Annotated in this window: 15 protein-coding genes; 11 read left to right on the top strand and 4 right to left on the bottom strand. The window is 68.6% G+C overall.

The genetic code is table 11. From position 1 onward, the window contains the following. Positions 1-90: 90 nt before the first annotated feature. From DMH01_RS16830 to DMH01_RS16810, 5 genes are all read left to right on the top strand, one after another. Positions 91-357 (top strand): DUF1876 domain-containing protein, encoded by a 267-nt coding sequence (locus DMH01_RS16830; protein ID WP_125677806.1) that lies wholly within the window; start codon positions 91-93, stop codon positions 355-357. A gap of 120 nt (positions 358-477) precedes the next feature. Further along, positions 478-2,718, top strand: coding sequence for a phosphoenolpyruvate synthase (gene ppsA / locus DMH01_RS16825; RefSeq protein ID WP_125677804.1), 2,241 nt, complete (start codon positions 478-480; stop codon positions 2,716-2,718). After that, positions 2,715-3,611, top strand: a complete 897-nt coding sequence (locus tag DMH01_RS16820) for an ABC transporter ATP-binding protein (protein WP_125677802.1) — start codon at positions 2,715-2,717, stop codon at positions 3,609-3,611. The genes ppsA and DMH01_RS16820 overlap by 4 nt, the downstream gene beginning before the upstream one ends. 336 nt (positions 3,612-3,947) lie before the next feature. Continuing rightward, on the top strand, positions 3,948-5,072 hold the full coding sequence (locus DMH01_RS16815; protein ID WP_233621560.1) for an ABC transporter permease: 1,125 nt from the start codon (positions 3,948-3,950) through the stop codon (positions 5,070-5,072). Positions 5,073-5,094: 22 nt separating this feature from the next. Next, a complete protein-coding gene (locus DMH01_RS16810; RefSeq protein ID WP_125677800.1) occupies positions 5,095-5,790 on the top strand; it encodes a CBS domain-containing protein in 696 nt (231 codons plus the stop codon). Between the two features lie 54 nt (positions 5,791-5,844). Here the strand turns inward: DMH01_RS16810 and DMH01_RS16805 are convergent, their stop codons facing one another. Next, positions 5,845-6,885, bottom strand: coding sequence for a zinc-dependent alcohol dehydrogenase family protein (locus DMH01_RS16805; protein ID WP_125677798.1), 1,041 nt, complete (start codon positions 6,883-6,885; stop codon positions 5,845-5,847). A 172-nt stretch (positions 6,886-7,057) separates the two neighbouring features. On the opposite strand from DMH01_RS16805, the gene DMH01_RS16800 reads away from it, so the two are divergent. Further along, positions 7,058-7,948, top strand: coding sequence for a universal stress protein (locus tag DMH01_RS16800; RefSeq protein ID WP_125677796.1), 891 nt, complete (start codon positions 7,058-7,060; stop codon positions 7,946-7,948). Here the strand turns inward: DMH01_RS16800 and DMH01_RS16795 are convergent. Continuing rightward, the gene (locus tag DMH01_RS16795) at positions 7,934-8,407 is read right to left on the bottom strand and encodes a GyrI-like domain-containing protein (protein ID WP_125677794.1); all 474 of its coding nucleotides are present in this window, start codon (positions 8,405-8,407) and stop codon (positions 7,934-7,936) included. The two genes, DMH01_RS16800 and DMH01_RS16795, sit on opposite strands and share 15 nt — an antisense overlap. 130 nt (positions 8,408-8,537) lie before the next feature. Here DMH01_RS16795 and DMH01_RS16790 point away from each other — a divergent pair, with 130 nt between their 5' ends. The 5 genes from DMH01_RS16790 (at position 8,538) to DMH01_RS16770 (ending at position 13,195) form a co-directional block, all read left to right on the top strand. After that, positions 8,538-9,341 (top strand): HPF/RaiA family ribosome-associated protein, encoded by an 804-nt coding sequence (locus DMH01_RS16790; protein WP_125677792.1) that lies wholly within the window; start codon positions 8,538-8,540, stop codon positions 9,339-9,341. A 12-nt stretch (positions 9,342-9,353) separates the two neighbouring features. Beyond that, a complete protein-coding gene (locus DMH01_RS16785; protein WP_125677790.1) occupies positions 9,354-10,313 on the top strand; it encodes an ABC transporter ATP-binding protein in 960 nt (319 codons plus the stop codon). A 10-nt stretch (positions 10,314-10,323) separates the two neighbouring features. Continuing rightward, on the top strand, positions 10,324-11,475 hold the full coding sequence (locus DMH01_RS16780) for an ABC transporter permease (protein ID WP_125677788.1): 1,152 nt from the start codon (positions 10,324-10,326) through the stop codon (positions 11,473-11,475). After that, complete coding sequence (locus DMH01_RS16775; RefSeq protein WP_125677786.1) at positions 11,472-12,629, top strand: ABC transporter permease; 1,158 nt, start codon at positions 11,472-11,474, stop codon at positions 12,627-12,629. Before DMH01_RS16780 ends, DMH01_RS16775 begins: the two co-directional genes overlap by 4 nt. Positions 12,630-12,772: 143 nt before the next feature. Beyond that, positions 12,773-13,195 carry a pyridoxamine 5'-phosphate oxidase family protein gene (locus tag DMH01_RS16770; protein ID WP_233621559.1) on the top strand — a complete coding sequence of 141 codons (423 nt, stop codon included), beginning with the start codon at positions 12,773-12,775 and terminating at the stop codon, positions 13,193-13,195. A gap of 8 nt (positions 13,196-13,203) precedes the next feature. Here DMH01_RS16770 and DMH01_RS16765 read toward each other — a convergent pair whose 3' ends face one another. Next, complete coding sequence (locus DMH01_RS16765; RefSeq protein ID WP_370323380.1) at positions 13,204-13,557, bottom strand: hypothetical protein; 354 nt, start codon at positions 13,555-13,557, stop codon at positions 13,204-13,206. Between the two features lie 69 nt (positions 13,558-13,626). Beyond that, positions 13,627-14,106 (bottom strand): DUF6069 family protein, encoded by a 480-nt coding sequence (locus DMH01_RS16760; protein ID WP_125677781.1) that lies wholly within the window; start codon positions 14,104-14,106, stop codon positions 13,627-13,629. Positions 14,107-14,192: the final 86 nt, after the last annotated feature.

The following is a 14,192-nucleotide window of genomic DNA, read 5'->3' as shown; positions in this document are numbered from 1 at the left end:
CCGCCGAGCCGGGACCTTCGGCCCTTTCGACCGGTGCCGCCGTCAGAACACGGTGGATCCCTCGGACGGACTTCGACCAAGGAGGCTTTCATGCAGGAGAAACGCTGGACCGTGGAGATCTTCATCGACGAGCACGAAGCGCGGACGCGCGCGACCGCGCGATTGGTGAACCGGGATGACACCGGCTTGACGGGCGTGGGGATCGCGCGACTCAATCCGGTCGACGCGAATGTGCCCGAGATCGGTGACGAACTGGCCGCTTCCCGTGCGTTGAGCGAGCTCGCGCACCGATTGCTCGACGCGGCCGCGGCTGATATCGAGGGCGTCACCGAGAAACCCGTTCATCTCGGCCGCTGACCCGCCGAGGCCCGGCGTGGGGACGAAGTCCCGGCGCGCCGGGACCTTGGACAGCAGAGCGGCGACCGCGACTCCGGTGAGCATGGATTCCATGGAAGGCCAACGTCCGGAGGGAAAGCGATGAGCTACGTACGCGACTTGTCGACGGTCAGCCTCGCCGACGCCGAATCGGCGGGCGGCAAAGGCGCGAATCTCGGTGAGCTGATCACCGCCGGGTTCTCCGTCCCTCCAGGGTTCGTCGTACTTCGCGAGGCATACCTCACTTCGCTCGACGAAGCGGTTGTACGCGGTGAGATCGCGGAGCTGCACGAGAAGGCGCTCGCGTCCGCGGACGCGCCGGAGCAGCTGTCCGGCCTGTGCGACCAGTTGCGCGTTCTGGTCCACCAAGCGGGGATGACGGCCGGTGTCCTGACAGACGTGATCGACGCCTATCACGAGATCGGGCAGTCGACGCCCATCGCGGTCCGCTCCTCGGCGACGGGGGAAGACGGCGCGGAAGCCTCGTTCGCCGGGATGAACGCCAGTTTCACCAACGTGTGGGGGGACAACGCCGTCCGGGAGCGGATCGTCGACTGCTGGGCGTCCCTGTTCTCGCCCCGGGTGATCGGGTACCGGGCCGGCCGTGGCTTCACCGGGGAACCCGCCATCGCCGTGGTGGTGCAGAGGATGATCACCGCCGATCGTTCCGGGGGCATCTTCACCGCGGATCCGCGTTCCGGCGATCGGGATCGCTTGGTGATCGAGGCGGTCTTCGGTCAAGGCGAAGCGATCGTCTCCGGGGCGGTCGAACCGGATACCTATCTGGTGGCCAAGGACGATCTGCGGCTGGTTTCGGCCCGGGTCGGCAGCAAGTCACACAAGATCATCGCCGAGGTGGGCGGGGGAGACGTCAAGGTCGAGCTTCCCGCGCAGACGGCGGGCCGCCGGGTCCTCGACGACGCGACCGTCCTCGAGCTGGCGCGGCTCGCGACCAGGATCGAAGACCATTACGAAACGCCCCAGGACATCGAGTTCGCCATGACGGGCAAGGAAATCTGGGTCGTCCAGTCCCGGCCGGTCACGACTCTTCCGCCAGGGCGCGAACCGGCACCGGACGTTCTCGTCACCGGGCTGGCCGCGTCACCGGGTATCGGCGGTGGAGCGGTACGGGTGCTGCGGGATCCGGCCGAGGGCGGACAGTTGCGGGACGGCGAGGTACTGGTCGCCCCGATGACCAATCCCGACTGGGTACCCGCCATCCGGCGAGCTTCGGCGCTGGTGACCGACGGAGGCGGGATGACCTGTCACGCCGCGGTCGTCGCGCGGGAGCTCCGGGTTCCCTGCGTGGTCGGCACCGGCGACGCGACACGGGTTCTCGCGGGACGAGGCCCCGTCACGGTCGACGGCACGACCGGCGAGGTGCGGTCCGGCTATGTCCGGCCGCCGGCGCGTACCGAGCCCGCGGTGGCGCCTGCCGTGCCGGAGGCGATCGGGACCAGACTGTACGTCAACCTCGCCATGCCCGAACACCCCGAAGAGGTCGCCGCGCGGCAGATCGACGGTGTCGGCCTGCTTCGGGCGGAGTTCCTGCTGACCGAGGCGCTCGGCGGGCGTCATCCCCGTGACCTCATCGCCAAGGGCGAACAGGAGTCCTTTGTGGATTCGATGGCCGAGTCGCTGCTGCGGATCACGCGCCCCTTCGGCACGCGCCCGGTCATCTACCGGACGACCGACCTGCGCAGCAACGAGTTCCGCGGTCTCGCCGGGGGCGAGGCCTACGAAGCCGTCGAGAGCAATCCGATGATCGGCTATCGCGGCTGCTTCCGCTACGTGCGGGAGAAGGACCTGTTCGACCTCGAACTCCGCACGCTCGCGCGGGTCCGCGAGCAGACGCCGAACCTGCATCTCATGATCCCGTTCGTCCGCACGAAGTGGGAGCTGGAGGCATGCCTCGAGCTGATCGACGCGAGCCCGCTCGGACGGCAGCGTGGACTGCATCGCTGGATCATGGCGGAGGTCCCGTCCGTGGTGCACTGGCTTCCCGAGTACGCCGGGATGGGCATCGACGGTGTGTCCATCGGCAGCAACGACCTCACCCAGCTGGTTCTCGGGGTGGACCGGGACTCGGCAGTCTGCGCGGAATTGTTCGACGAAGCCGACCCCGCCGTGCTCGACACCATCGGACGTATCGTCGGCGCGGCACGAGACGCCGGAATCACCTCTTCGCTGTGCGGGCAGGCGCCTTCGGCGAAGCCGGGCTTCGCGGAGCATCTCGTGCGGTTCGGGATCACGTCGATCTCCGTCAACCCCGACGCGGTCGACGCGTCCCGGAGCGCGATCGCGGCCGCCGAACGCCGCGTCCTGCTGGACGCCGCCCGATGAACGCGATCGAGATCCGCGGCCTGCGGAAGAGTTTCGGTCGCACCAAGGCGTTGGACGGACTGGACCTGACCGTCCGCACTGGCGAAGTCCATGGGTTTCTGGGGCCGAACGGCGCGGGCAAGACGACGACTTTGCGTCTCCTGCTGGGACTGCTGCGGGCTGACGCCGGCGAGATGCGGCTGCTGGACGGGGACCCTTGGCGTGATGCCGTATCGCTTCACCGGCGGCTCGCCTATGTGCCCGGTGAGGTGTCGCTCTGGCCGACGCTCACCGGGGGAGAGGTGATCGACCTGCTCGGCAGGCTTCGCGGTGGCATCGACGAACGACGGCGAGATCGCTATCTGGACCTGTTCGACCTCGACCCGACCCGCAAGGGGCGCACCTACTCCAAGGGGAATCGCCAGAAGGTGGCCGTCGTGGCGGCGTTGGCCTCCGACGCCGAACTGCTCCTGCTCGACGAACCGACCGCCGGGCTCGACCCGTTGATGGAGGACGCCTTCCGGGGCTGCATCCGGGAGGAACGCGACCGCGGCCGGACCGTCCTGTTGTCCAGCCACATCCTCTCCGAGGCCGAGGCGTTGTCCGACCGCGTCAGCATCATCCGGGGCGGGCGCGTGGTCGACACCGGGAGCCTCGACGAACTCCGGCACCTGACGCGGACGTCGCTCACCGTGCGGCTGGCCGGGCCGCCGGACGGACTCGCGGCCTTGCCGGGCGTCCACGAGTTCGGCCACGACCGGGACAGGTTCCGGCTGACCGTCGACAACTCCGAACTCGGTGCGGTCCTCGCCGCGCTCAGCCGCCTCGGAGTGCTGGAACTGACGAGTCAGGCCCCCACGCTCGAAGAGCTTTTCCTGCGCCACTATCGCGAGCCGGTCCTGGAGTCCCGATGAGTACCATGACCGGGACCGGTGTCCTGTTCCGTCTCGCGCTGCGCCGTGAGCGCCTGCGTGTTCCTTTGTGGACACTGGCCTGCGCGGTGACCACCGCGGGCGCGGCCGCGGCGACGGCGGACCTCTATCCCTCGCAACGGGAACTGACCGTCCTCGCCGAGGCGGTCAACGCGGTGCCCGCACTGGTCGCCTTCTACGGCCGCATTTACGACCCCACTCGGCTCCGGCGTTCTTGGCAGGCACGCGCCACTCGCCGCGGCGTTCGCGGTCACCGCCGTCACCGGACTGGCCGTCGCGATCCTGACCGCCGGTGGACTCGTCGCCGCGGGGTTGCCCATGGCGGGTTCGGTGGCGTTGGGGGCCGGCTGGATGACGGCGGGCTGGGCCTTCGGTGCCATCGCGGCGGTGACGGCGCAGTTGTGCCGGTCCACGCGGCTGGCGACCGGTATCGCCGGTTCGGTCCTCGGGCTCGCCTATCTCCTGCGTGCCATCGGGGACTCCGGACCGGAATGGCTGTCCTGGCTGTCCCCGATCGGCTGGGCGCAGCAGATCCGGCCGTTCGCCGGGGACCGTTGGTGGGTCATGGCGCTTCCTGTCGCGTTCGCCGCCGTGCTGGTGCTGATCGCGGTCAGGCTGAGCGATCGTCGTGACGTCGGTGCCGGCCTGCTGGCCGACCGCGCCGGCCCCGCCCGCGCCGGTCGTGGCCTGCGCAGCAGCGGTGGTCTGCTCTGGCGGCTCAACCGCGCCGGTCTGCTCGCCTGGACGGCGGTCTACCTGGTGTTGGGCCTTGTCATCGGCAATCTGGCCAACGGTATCGGCAAGTTCCTCGACAATCCCCGGGCCGAGCAACTGATTCTCGCGCTTGGTGGAGAGAAGGCCCTGTCGGACGCGTTCTTCGCCCTGGAGTTCAGCGTCGCAGGCGTCGTCGCCGCGATCTACGCGATGTCCGCGCTCACCCGCTTGCACACCGAAGAAGAGGCGCTCCGCGTCGAGCCGCTCCTCACCGCGTCGGTCTCGCGAACCCGGTTGTTGACCGGCTACCTGGTTCTCGCGATCGCCGGAAGCGTGGTCCCGATGCTCGCGGCGGGCCTGGGCGCGGGACTCGCCGCCGGCCTGCAGACCGGGCGCCCCGGCGCCGAGATCAGCAGGCTGACGGCCGCCGCGCTGGTGCAGCTCCCCGCGGTGTGGGTACTGGCCGGGCTGGCCTGCGCCTTGTTCGGACTGTTTCCGCGCAGGCTCGGCCTGATCTGGGTGGTGCTCGTGGCGATCGTCGTCGTCGGCGAGTTCGGTGTGCTCTTCGGCGTCCCTCAAGTGGTCCTGAACCTCTCGCCGTTCACCCACCTGCCGAACCTGCCGGGTTCGACGGAGGGCATGACGTCCCTTCCCTGGCTCGTCTTGGTCGCCTGCGCGTTGCTCGCGGCCGGTGTGGCGGGCTTCAGGCGCCGGGACATCGCTGCTTGACACTTTCGGAAAGGAGATCGAGATGAGCAAACGCCGTCGAGTGCGTGAGGTGATGCGCGGCCAGGTGCTCACCGTGCGGCCGGAGACCCCGTTCAAGGCGATCACCGTCCTGCTCACGTCGTGGGGAGTGGGCGGCGCGCCCGTGGTGGACGACGAAGGCAGGGTCGTCGGCGTCGTCTCCCAGCGTGATCTGCTGGAACGGGAGATCCAGCACCGCCTGCTGCGGTTCCGGCCCCGGTTACGGCGCAAGGTGGAGGGAAGCCGAACCGACGAGTTGATGACCGGGCCCGCGATCACGGTGGCACAGGATGCCGGGGTGGACGAAGCGATCCGGCTGAGGGAGAACCATCGGGTGCATCGGCTGCCGGTTCTCGACGACGACGCGAAACTGGTGGGCATCGTCGGGAGAGCGGACCTTCTGCGCGGCTTTCTGCGTTCCGACAAGGATTTACGCGAAGAGGTTCGTACCGAGGTCGTCAGGCGGGCGATGGCGATCGATCCGGACACCCTGTCGATCTCCGTGCACAACGGCGTCGTCGCGGTGCGCGGTCAGGTCGAACGTACGGGCATGATCCCGGTGATCGTGGCGTTGATCCGGCGGCTCGACGGCGTGGTGGACGTCCGCGAACACCTCACCGCCGAGCTGGACGACAGCCACTTGCCGATCGAGGAACCGGTCGGGACCGGTGTCATCGAGGCGTTGAAGCGTCATTCGTGACCGAGCGCGGCCCCGCTTCCGTCCCTGGTGGACGGAAGCGGGGCGTCGACGTGTTCAGCCTCGGAAGAGGGCGACCTTGAGGGCGTCGCTTTCTTGGGGCCGGGCGAAGACGTCGTAGGCCTCGTCCATCTCGTCGAGTCCGAACCGGTGCGTGATGAACCGGGTCGTGTCGAGCCTGCCGGCGGCGAGCATCCGCAGCAGCATCGAGGTACTCGACGTGTCGACCAGGCCGGTGGTGATGGTGATGTCGCGGATCCAGAGCTCCTCCAGGTGCAGCGTCGCGGGCGCGCCGTGGACACCGACGTTCGCGACGTGGCCGCCGGGACGGACCAGTTTCGTGCACAGTTCGAAGGTCTCCGGCACGCCGACCGCCTCGATCGCGACGTCCGCGCCGAGGCCGCCGGTGAGCTCCGCGATGGCGGCGGCCGGGTTCTCGCCGGGCTGGAGGAGGACGTCCGCGCCGAAGGTCTTCGCGGCGGCGAGCCTGCTGGGTTCCTTGTCGATCACCACGATGGAACTCGGGCCGAACAGCTGCGCCGTGGTGATCGCGGCGAGCCCGATCGGCCCCGCCCCGACGATCGCGACGCAGTTGCCGGGCTGGACCCGGCCGTTTCGGGCGCCGACCTCGTAGGAGGTCGGCAGGATGTCGGCCAGCATCAACGCGGACTCGTCCGCGACACCGTTCGGCAGCACGTAGGTCGAGGTCTCGGCGAACGGAACGCGTACGAACTCGGCCTGCACGCCGTCGATCCGGTGCCCCAGGATCCAACCGCCACCGCCGAGGCATTGCCCGTAGACGGCTTTCCGGCAGTATTCGCAGCGTCCGCACGCGGTGATACAGGAGACCAGCACCCGATCGCCCGGCTTCAAGGTCGTCACCGCCTTGCCGACTTCCACGATCGTGCCGACCGCTTCATGGCCCAGGATCGTGCCCGGTTCCACGGCGGGCACGTCACCCCTGAGGATGTGCAGATCGGTGCCGCAGATGGTGACCGCGTCGACGCGGACGATCGCGTCGGTCGCCGCGGCGAGCTCAGGCTGCGGCCGGTCGGTCCAAGCCCGCCGCCCCGGTCCGTCGTAAACGAGTGCCTTCATGTTCTCTCCTTGTTCGCGGAGGGGTTGCCGGTTCGAGCGTGTCTCCAGGCGGCCGCTCGACACAGAGCCCAAAGCCCCTGCGGGTCGCGACGTACGACCGCATCACCGTCACGACGAGGTGCCTAGCGTCGACGGAGTCGGTGTCCGAAGCGATCGACTGAAGGAGTGCTCCATGACGACATCCGGTTCCCCGCCGGTCGTCGCGGCGGTGAACGGCTCGGCTCATTCCATGGCGGCCGCGTTGTGGGCGGCGGAAGAAGCGTTGCTGTGCAAGACGGGGTTGCTGCTTCTGATGGCCTACGGTGTCGATGGCGCTCCCTTCGGAAATCGGTCGTTTCCGCCGGATACCTGGCTGAAAGCGAAGGAAGCCATCACCGAAGAAGTGCTGCGGGAGTTCCGCGACGGTTGCGAATCGGCGGTTCCCGAGGTGAAAGTGACCACCGCGGCCGTCGACACGGGTCCGATCTCCGCGCTGACCGAAACCTCGGCCATGGCGCGGCTTCTGGCGATCGGAGCTCCCGCCGGAGAGATCGCCGGTCTGTTCGCCGGGGTGTCCGCGTCCCGCCTGTCATCGGGTGCCGCCTGCCCGGTCGTGGTCGTCCGAGGACCGGGTGACGCCGGGCCGGTCGTGGTCGGGGTGGACGGCAGTCCGTTGAGTGAGGAAGCACTCGCCTGGGCCTTCGAGGAAGCTGCCAACCGGAAGGTCCCCTTGGTCGCCTTGCACGCGTGGCACGACGGTGACATAGCGGGACTTTTCACCGGTGAAGGCGCTTTGCCCTTCCCCGGCGAATCGGTGCGGGAGACCGAGAATCGCGTTCTGGGGCAGCGGCTCGCGGGTTGGCGCAAGAAGTATCCGCAGGTGCCCGTCGACCAAGTCGTCGTCCGGGACAAGCCTCGGCACCGCCTGCTCGAGCTGAGCGAGAAGGCTCAGCTGCTGGTCGTGGGCAGCCGCGGGCGAGGTGGTTTCGACGCTCTGGCCGTCGGGTCGACGAGTCACGCCCTGATCCATCACGCGAAGTGCCCGGTCATGATCGTCCGAGAGAGGCGCTCACCCGTTCCGTAACGGCAAGACCACGTCGGTGACGTAGTCGGCGGGGTCCGGCGTGCTTTCCGGTCCGCACAGGTACAACTCCCGTGGAGCTCCAGCGGGTTGGCGGCCGCTTTCACGAACCCATTCGTACACGGCTTCATACGCCGCACCGATCTTGTCGTAGGGCCCGTGATGCGAGGTGCGGGCGGCAGGTCCGCCGTCGAGGGTGACGATGTCGATATCGCCCTGTGACGGGAGGCCCCCGGGGATGGGCAGGTAGAGGTCGAGATCGAGTTCTTCGCCCGGTTGGAAATCTCCCGGATAGGCCGCTTGGGGAGGGCCGTTCGGAGTGGTACCTGCTTCGGAGACGAAGGTGTACAACGCGTCGAGTCCCATCCCCACGCACTCGCCGATGTCGGCCGTCGTGGTGTGGCGTCGCAGATGTGCGGCGTCGATGGAGTCGAGTTCGGTGAGTTCCACTGCATAGGTCATGACACGAGCATCAGCCGCCGGGCGACCGCGGCAGAGACCCCAAGGTCCCTTCCCGCGGCGTCCTAGGTCCCTGGTGACACGCCGGTCGACCGGCGTACCGATTAGGGCACCGACTTGGGAAGGACGATCGATGCGGACGAAGGAAACCAGGACGATGCCCGAAGTGCGGGTGGCGGTACGCGGCGATGTCGAGCCGGCTTCCGCGAGCCGTGCGGCCGCCAGGGTCTCGCGCCTGATGAGGCTCGCCCATCGGCCGGTACTGGCGGCGTCGGTGCGATTGACCAAGTACGGAGACCCCGCACGGGAGCGGTCGGTGACGGCGCAGGCGTCCCTGGACGTGAGCGGCAGGCCGGTACGCGCGCAGGCGGCGGCGCCGTCAGTGGACGAGGCGATCGATCGGATGGACGCGAAACTCCGGAGACAACTGGAGAAAAGTGCCCTGCACTGGGAAGCCCGGAGAGGAGGGCGTCCTGTTCCGGATCCCGGCGAATGGCGCCACGAGTCGGTTCCCGCCGCGCACGAGCCCTGGTTCCCGAGGCCGGAGCAGGAACGAGAGATCGTGCGGCACAAGTCCTACTCGCTTGCCCGGTCGACGGTCGACGAGGCGTTCGTCGACATGCACCTCCTCGACTATGACTTCCATCTGTTCACCGAGGCCGGTACCGGGCAGGACAGCGTGCTCTATCACGCCGGGCCGACCATGCATCGGCTCGCTCAGATCGTCCCACCGGGCCCGCACGACCTGAGCCCCTTCAAGCTTCCTCTCACGATCAGCAGGCGACCGGCGCCGTTTCTGTCCACAGTGGAGGCCGTGGAGCGGCTCGGCCTGACCGGCTTGCCGTTCCTGTTCTACCTCGACGCCGAACGGGGCCGGGGCAGTGTGCTGTACCACCGCTACGACGGGCACTACGGCCTGATCACCCCGGCGGCCTAGATGACTCTCCCCATGACCGAGTCGCCGCGCGCCGGGCAGGCCGAAGTACTGGCGGTGACGGGGCTGACCAAGCGCTTCGGCGAACGGGTCGCCGTCGACGATGTCGCGTTCTCCATCGGCGCCGGCGAGACCTATGGCCTGCTGGGCCCGAACGGCGCCGGGAAGTCGACCATCATCCGGTTGGTGTGCGGCTTGCTGCGTGCGGACGCGGGCAGCATCACGGTCGCGGGTGCCGCCGACGGCGGGGCCGTGGCGTCCCGGGAACGGATCGGCTATGTCCCTCAGGATGTCGCGCTGTATCCGGATCTCACCGCACGGGAGAATCTGCGGTTCTTCGCCCGGCTGTACCGGCTGCGCGGCAAGGCGCTGGACCGGCGGGTCGACGAAGTGCTGGAGTTGATCGGCCTCACCGACCGCGCCGGGGACCGGGTCGAGTCCTTCTCCGGTGGGATGCGCCGCCGGCTCAACATCGGGGCCGGCTTGATGCACCGGCCGACACTGCTGATCCTCGACGAGCCGACGGTCGGGGTCGATCCGCAGAGCAGGCACGCGATCATGGAGAACGTGCGCTCGCTCGGCACGAGCGGGATGGCCGTCCTGTACACCACGCACTACATGGAAGAGGCCGAACGCCTGTGCGACCGGGTCGGCATCATCGACCGCGGCCGCCTGATCGCCGAAGGCACCCGCCGCGAGCTGATAGACCGGCTCGGCGAGCATGACCGCATCACGCTCGCCACCGACGGGGACCCGGCCCGGCTGGTAGACCGGCTCGGTTCTGTCACGGGTATCGAGAAAGTCGATTCCGCGGGCGACGAACTCCACCTGATCGTGCGCGAGGGCCGTCGCATGCTGCCCGCGGTCCTCGACGCGGCCGAGCGGTCCGAGGTCGGAGTGCGCTCCGTCGAAGTGACCGAACCCGACCTCGAGGCGGTCTTCCTCCACCTCACCGGCACCGCACTCCGAGACTGAGGAGCGGAAGATGCATGCGGCGTTCGTCGTGGCGGCCAAGGACCTCCGTCAGCGTCTGCGGGACCGGTCGGCGTGGGTGCTCGGATTCCTCGCGCCGGTGGCCGTGGCCTTGCTGATGAGCTTCGCCTTCCAAGGAGGTGAGCACTTCCACACCAAGGTGGCCGTCGTCGACCAGGACGGCGGGGCGTTGGCGACGGCGTTCACGGCTCTTCTCGCCGGACCACAGCTGGACTCCGTACTCGACGTGGTCCCCGTGACGAGTGAAGCCGACGCCCGCGCCTTGATCAACGAGGGGGAACTCGGTGCGGTCTTCCTGATTCCTCAGGGCTTCACCGCCGCCGCGCACGGTGGAGCAGCCGAGCCGATGACCGTGCTTTCCGGAATCGATTCGCCGCTCGCCGGAACGGTCGCCCGATCCATCGGCGAGTCTTTCGTGGCTCAGCTGAACGCCGACCGCCTTTCGATGGCGACGGCGCTGGCCGCCGGAGCCGAACCCGTGGATCCATCGGAGACCGCCGGCTTGCGGCTCCCCGAGCAGGTCGTGCCCAAGGCGGCCGGGACCGAGCAGCTCACCGCGGCCGGGTACTACGGCCCCGCGATGGGGATCTTCTTCATGTTCTTCGCGATCGGTTTCGGTGCGCGCGGATACTTCGAGGAACGCGCGAACGGCACCCTCGACCGGATCGCCGTCGCCCCGGTCGGCGCCGGTGCGCTGCTTCTCGGAAAGTCGCTGGCCACCTTCGTCTACGGCGTCGCCAGCCTGTCGTCGGTCGCGCTGATCACCGGCCTGGTCCTCGGCCAGGGGTGGGGACCGCCACTCGCCGTCGGCATGGTGATCGTCGCGCTGGCACTGACGTTGGTCTGCCTGACCGCCTTCGTGATCGCGGTGGCCGGCAGCGACCGGCAGGCCGATGGCATCGCTTCACTCGTGATCTTCGGGCTGGTCCTGCTCGGCGGCAACTTCATCATGCTCGGTGGTGCACCGGAGATCATGCGAAAGCTCGCTTTGCTGACGCCGAACGGGTGGGCGTTGCGGGCCTTCACGGATCTCGCCGGGGGAGCGGGCTGGCTCAGCGTCGTCCAGCCGGTCTTGGCGATCTTGTTGTTCTGCGTGGTCATTTCGGCCATCACGGTGCCGATCTACCGGAGGAGATTCAGATGAACGTGGTGACCATCGCGTTGGTGTCGCTCCGGAGGCTGGCGCGAGACCGGATCGCCTTGTTCTTCATCGTATTGCTGCCGGTCGTCGTGATACTGGTGATCGGCGCGGTGATGCGTGGTCAGAACGGGTTCAGGGTCGCCGTCGTGGCAGGGGAAGGGCGTTTCGCCGTCGAGCTGACCCAGAGTCTCGCCGCCGCGGGAACGCTGGTCACCAGTCCGTTCACCGATGAGTCGGCGGCGAGAGACGCCCTGCGGCGCAACGAAGTCGACGCGGTTCTGCTCATTCCCGCCGGAATGGACGAGACTCTGACAGCTGGCGCGCCGGTCGAACTCCCCTTGCTCACCACCGCCGATTCCAGTGCAGGGCAGGGGGCCTGGTCGGCGGTCGCGTCCGTGGTCGCGCACCAGGCGGCGACCGTTCAGGCCGCCACCTTCGCCGCGAGCCGGACCTCTGCTTCCTTCGACGAGTTGTTGCCGCTGGCCCGCGCGCTCGACCCGGCGGTGCCCCAGGTCGCCGTGCGAGCCGAAACGGTGGGAAGCACAGGCGACGTACTGCCCCCGGGATTCAGCTACAGCGCGCCGACCATGCTCGTGTTCTTCGTCTTCATCAACGCGCTCGCCGGTGGTGCGGCCTTGATCCAGACCAGGCGGCTCGGTATCCATGCCCGGATCCTCGCCGGGCCGGTCCGCCCGCGTGAGGTCATGCTCGGTGAAACGCTCTGCTACCTCGCGCTGACCTTGCTCCAATCCGGTCTGATCATCGGGGTGGGTGGCCTGCTCTTCGGGGTGGACTGGGGCGACCCGCTCGCGGCTGTGACCTTGACCTTCATGTGGGGTCTCGTCGGTGCCGGCGCGGGGATGCTGAGCGGCGCGCTGTTCCGCACCCCTGAGCAGGCGTCGGCCATCGGTCCCGCGGTCGGCATCGGGGCGGGCATGCTCGGCGGCTGCACCTGGCCGTTGGAAATCGTTCCGCCCGCCGTACGTGCTGCGGGACACGTCACGCCGCACGCTTGGGCGGTCGACGCCTGGACCACGATCCTGTCGCGGGGCGGCGGAATCGTCGACATCTTGGGACCCTTGGCGGTGCTCGGTGCCTTCGCGGCCCTCTTCCTGGGCGCGGCCACTTTCCGGTTGCGGCGGTCTTTGACCGCTTGAGCCCGGCGGCGCTCGGGCGCCGAGATCGGCTGCCCGCGCCGCGCCGATGGACCTCGCGGACGGGGACCTCCGGCTCTGACCAGTGGTGAGAACCGGCGGTCATGCTCGAAAGTGCTTGTCCTTCATCGGCTTCAGGAGACATCGTGGTAGATCGACAACAGCTCGAGGTCCTGGACCGCGAGCAGTGCCTTGGCCTTCTGCGGACAGTGCAGGTGGGGCGGCTGGTCTTCGTCGAAGACGCCTTGCCGGCGGTGCAGCCGGTCAATTTCCGGGTGAAACGGGACCACGTCGTGATCCGGGGCGCCGGCGGGGCGAAACTGGCCACCGCGGCCGGCGACACCGTGCTGGCCTTCCAAGCCGACGAACTCGACCCCGAGCTGCGGGCGGGATGGAGTGTGACCGTCGTCGGCCACGCGAACCTGATCACGGACGTCACCGAACTCGTGGACGTGTCCGGAACATGGCTGAAGTCTTGGGTCGACGGCCGCCGCGACCATTTCGTCCGGATCGAGGTGGAGAAGGTGACCGGACGACGTCTGCACACGCCGGTGACCCCCACCGCCTGACCGGATTCTCAGTGGAGCGCGACGGTGAGCAGGACGGCGCTGTCGAGGAACGCCGTCAGGCTGTGCCGTTCGGGCGGGATGGCGGTGAGCTGACCGCGGTCGAGGAGCCGGTCGTGGTCGTGGGTGCTCAGGCGAACCTGTCCGGTGATGACGTGGAGTGTGGCGGCCGGGGGCGAGTCGTGCTCCGCCAGTTCGGCGCCCTCGGCCAGCGCGATGAGGGTGACCCGTTGGAAGTTGCCCGCCACCAGGGTCCTGGCGGCACGCCGTGAGTGGTGTTCGCGGGCCTGCTGGAGCAGTTCGGCAGCCAGGACGCCGACGTCCGCGACCTCGGGACGGCCGCTCATTGTTTCGCGCACTGTCATGGTGTTTCTCCTTCTCCGGTGAAGGCCGCGCCTCCTGTCACGAAACGCGGATCGGCCGCCGAACGTGGGTCAGGGTGATTCGTGCTCGAACGATCCGGTCGCCCGCCGGGCGCGGATGGCCGAACCCGCGACGCCGGACAGCGTGATCGTGATGGCCAGCCCGATGGCCAGGTTGATGATCGCCGTCGCGAGTCGTGAGTCCAGCGTGGCACCCAGGCTGAGCGGGATCACGACGGCGATCGCGGTGAACAGCACCATGATCCAGCCGAAGAACGTCCGGGGCTTCGGTGCCGTGAGCAGAAGAAGATGCAGCAGTGCGGTCGCCGCGAGTGCGATGGCCGCTGACGCGAGGGAGTAGGTGAGGCTGCTCGCGCCGCCCCACGCACCTTCACGGCTGGGTGCCAGCACGGCGACTTTGACCAGGCCGCGCGCGATCAGGATCCCGACGAGCGCGGTCAGGGCGGCGGTCACCGCCGTCGCGGCCCCGCCCGCCCATAGCCGTGCTCCGTTGACAGCAGGTCGATCCTGTTCCTCGAAGTCGTTGTCCATGGTGAAACCTTGCTCGCCGGCTCCGTCGTGCAGAAGGGGACGAGGAACCCCGATGGCGGGACCAACGGCCTGTGCATTCCTCGCTC

This window comes from Amycolatopsis sp. WAC 04182, assembly GCF_003947465.1.
Classification (GTDB): domain Bacteria; phylum Actinomycetota; class Actinomycetes; order Mycobacteriales; family Pseudonocardiaceae; genus Amycolatopsis.
This window is presented reverse-complemented; position numbering and strand designations above follow the sequence as displayed.

What these genes read in the sequence shown, in the direction of transcription:
- DMH01_RS16830 (WP_125677806.1), top strand. Translation starts at nt 91, where the DNA reads ATGCAGGAGAAACGCTGGACCGTGGAGATCTTCATCGACGAGCACGAA.
- ppsA (WP_125677804.1), top strand. Translation starts at nt 478, where the DNA reads ATGAGCTACGTACGCGACTTGTCGACGGTCAGCCTCGCCGACGCCGAA.
- DMH01_RS16820 (WP_125677802.1), top strand. Translation starts at nt 2,715, where the DNA reads ATGAACGCGATCGAGATCCGCGGCCTGCGGAAGAGTTTCGGTCGCACC.
- DMH01_RS16815 (WP_233621560.1), top strand. Translation starts at nt 3,948, where the DNA reads ATGGCGGGTTCGGTGGCGTTGGGGGCCGGCTGGATGACGGCGGGCTGG.
- DMH01_RS16810 (WP_125677800.1), top strand. Translation starts at nt 5,095, where the DNA reads ATGAGCAAACGCCGTCGAGTGCGTGAGGTGATGCGCGGCCAGGTGCTC.
- DMH01_RS16805 (WP_125677798.1), bottom strand. Translation starts at nt 6,885, where the DNA reads ATGAAGGCACTCGTTTACGACGGACCGGGGCGGCGGGCTTGGACCGAC.
- DMH01_RS16800 (WP_125677796.1), top strand. Translation starts at nt 7,058, where the DNA reads ATGACGACATCCGGTTCCCCGCCGGTCGTCGCGGCGGTGAACGGCTCG.
- DMH01_RS16795 (WP_125677794.1), bottom strand. Translation starts at nt 8,407, where the DNA reads ATGACCTATGCAGTGGAACTCACCGAACTCGACTCCATCGACGCCGCA.
- DMH01_RS16790 (WP_125677792.1), top strand. Translation starts at nt 8,538, where the DNA reads ATGCGGACGAAGGAAACCAGGACGATGCCCGAAGTGCGGGTGGCGGTA.
- DMH01_RS16785 (WP_125677790.1), top strand. Translation starts at nt 9,354, where the DNA reads ATGACCGAGTCGCCGCGCGCCGGGCAGGCCGAAGTACTGGCGGTGACG.
- DMH01_RS16780 (WP_125677788.1), top strand. Translation starts at nt 10,324, where the DNA reads ATGCATGCGGCGTTCGTCGTGGCGGCCAAGGACCTCCGTCAGCGTCTG.
- DMH01_RS16775 (WP_125677786.1), top strand. Translation starts at nt 11,472, where the DNA reads ATGAACGTGGTGACCATCGCGTTGGTGTCGCTCCGGAGGCTGGCGCGA.
- DMH01_RS16765 (WP_370323380.1), bottom strand. Translation starts at nt 13,557, where the DNA reads ATGACAGTGCGCGAAACAATGAGCGGCCGTCCCGAGGTCGCGGACGTC.
- DMH01_RS16760 (WP_125677781.1), bottom strand. Translation starts at nt 14,106, where the DNA reads ATGGACAACGACTTCGAGGAACAGGATCGACCTGCTGTCAACGGAGCA.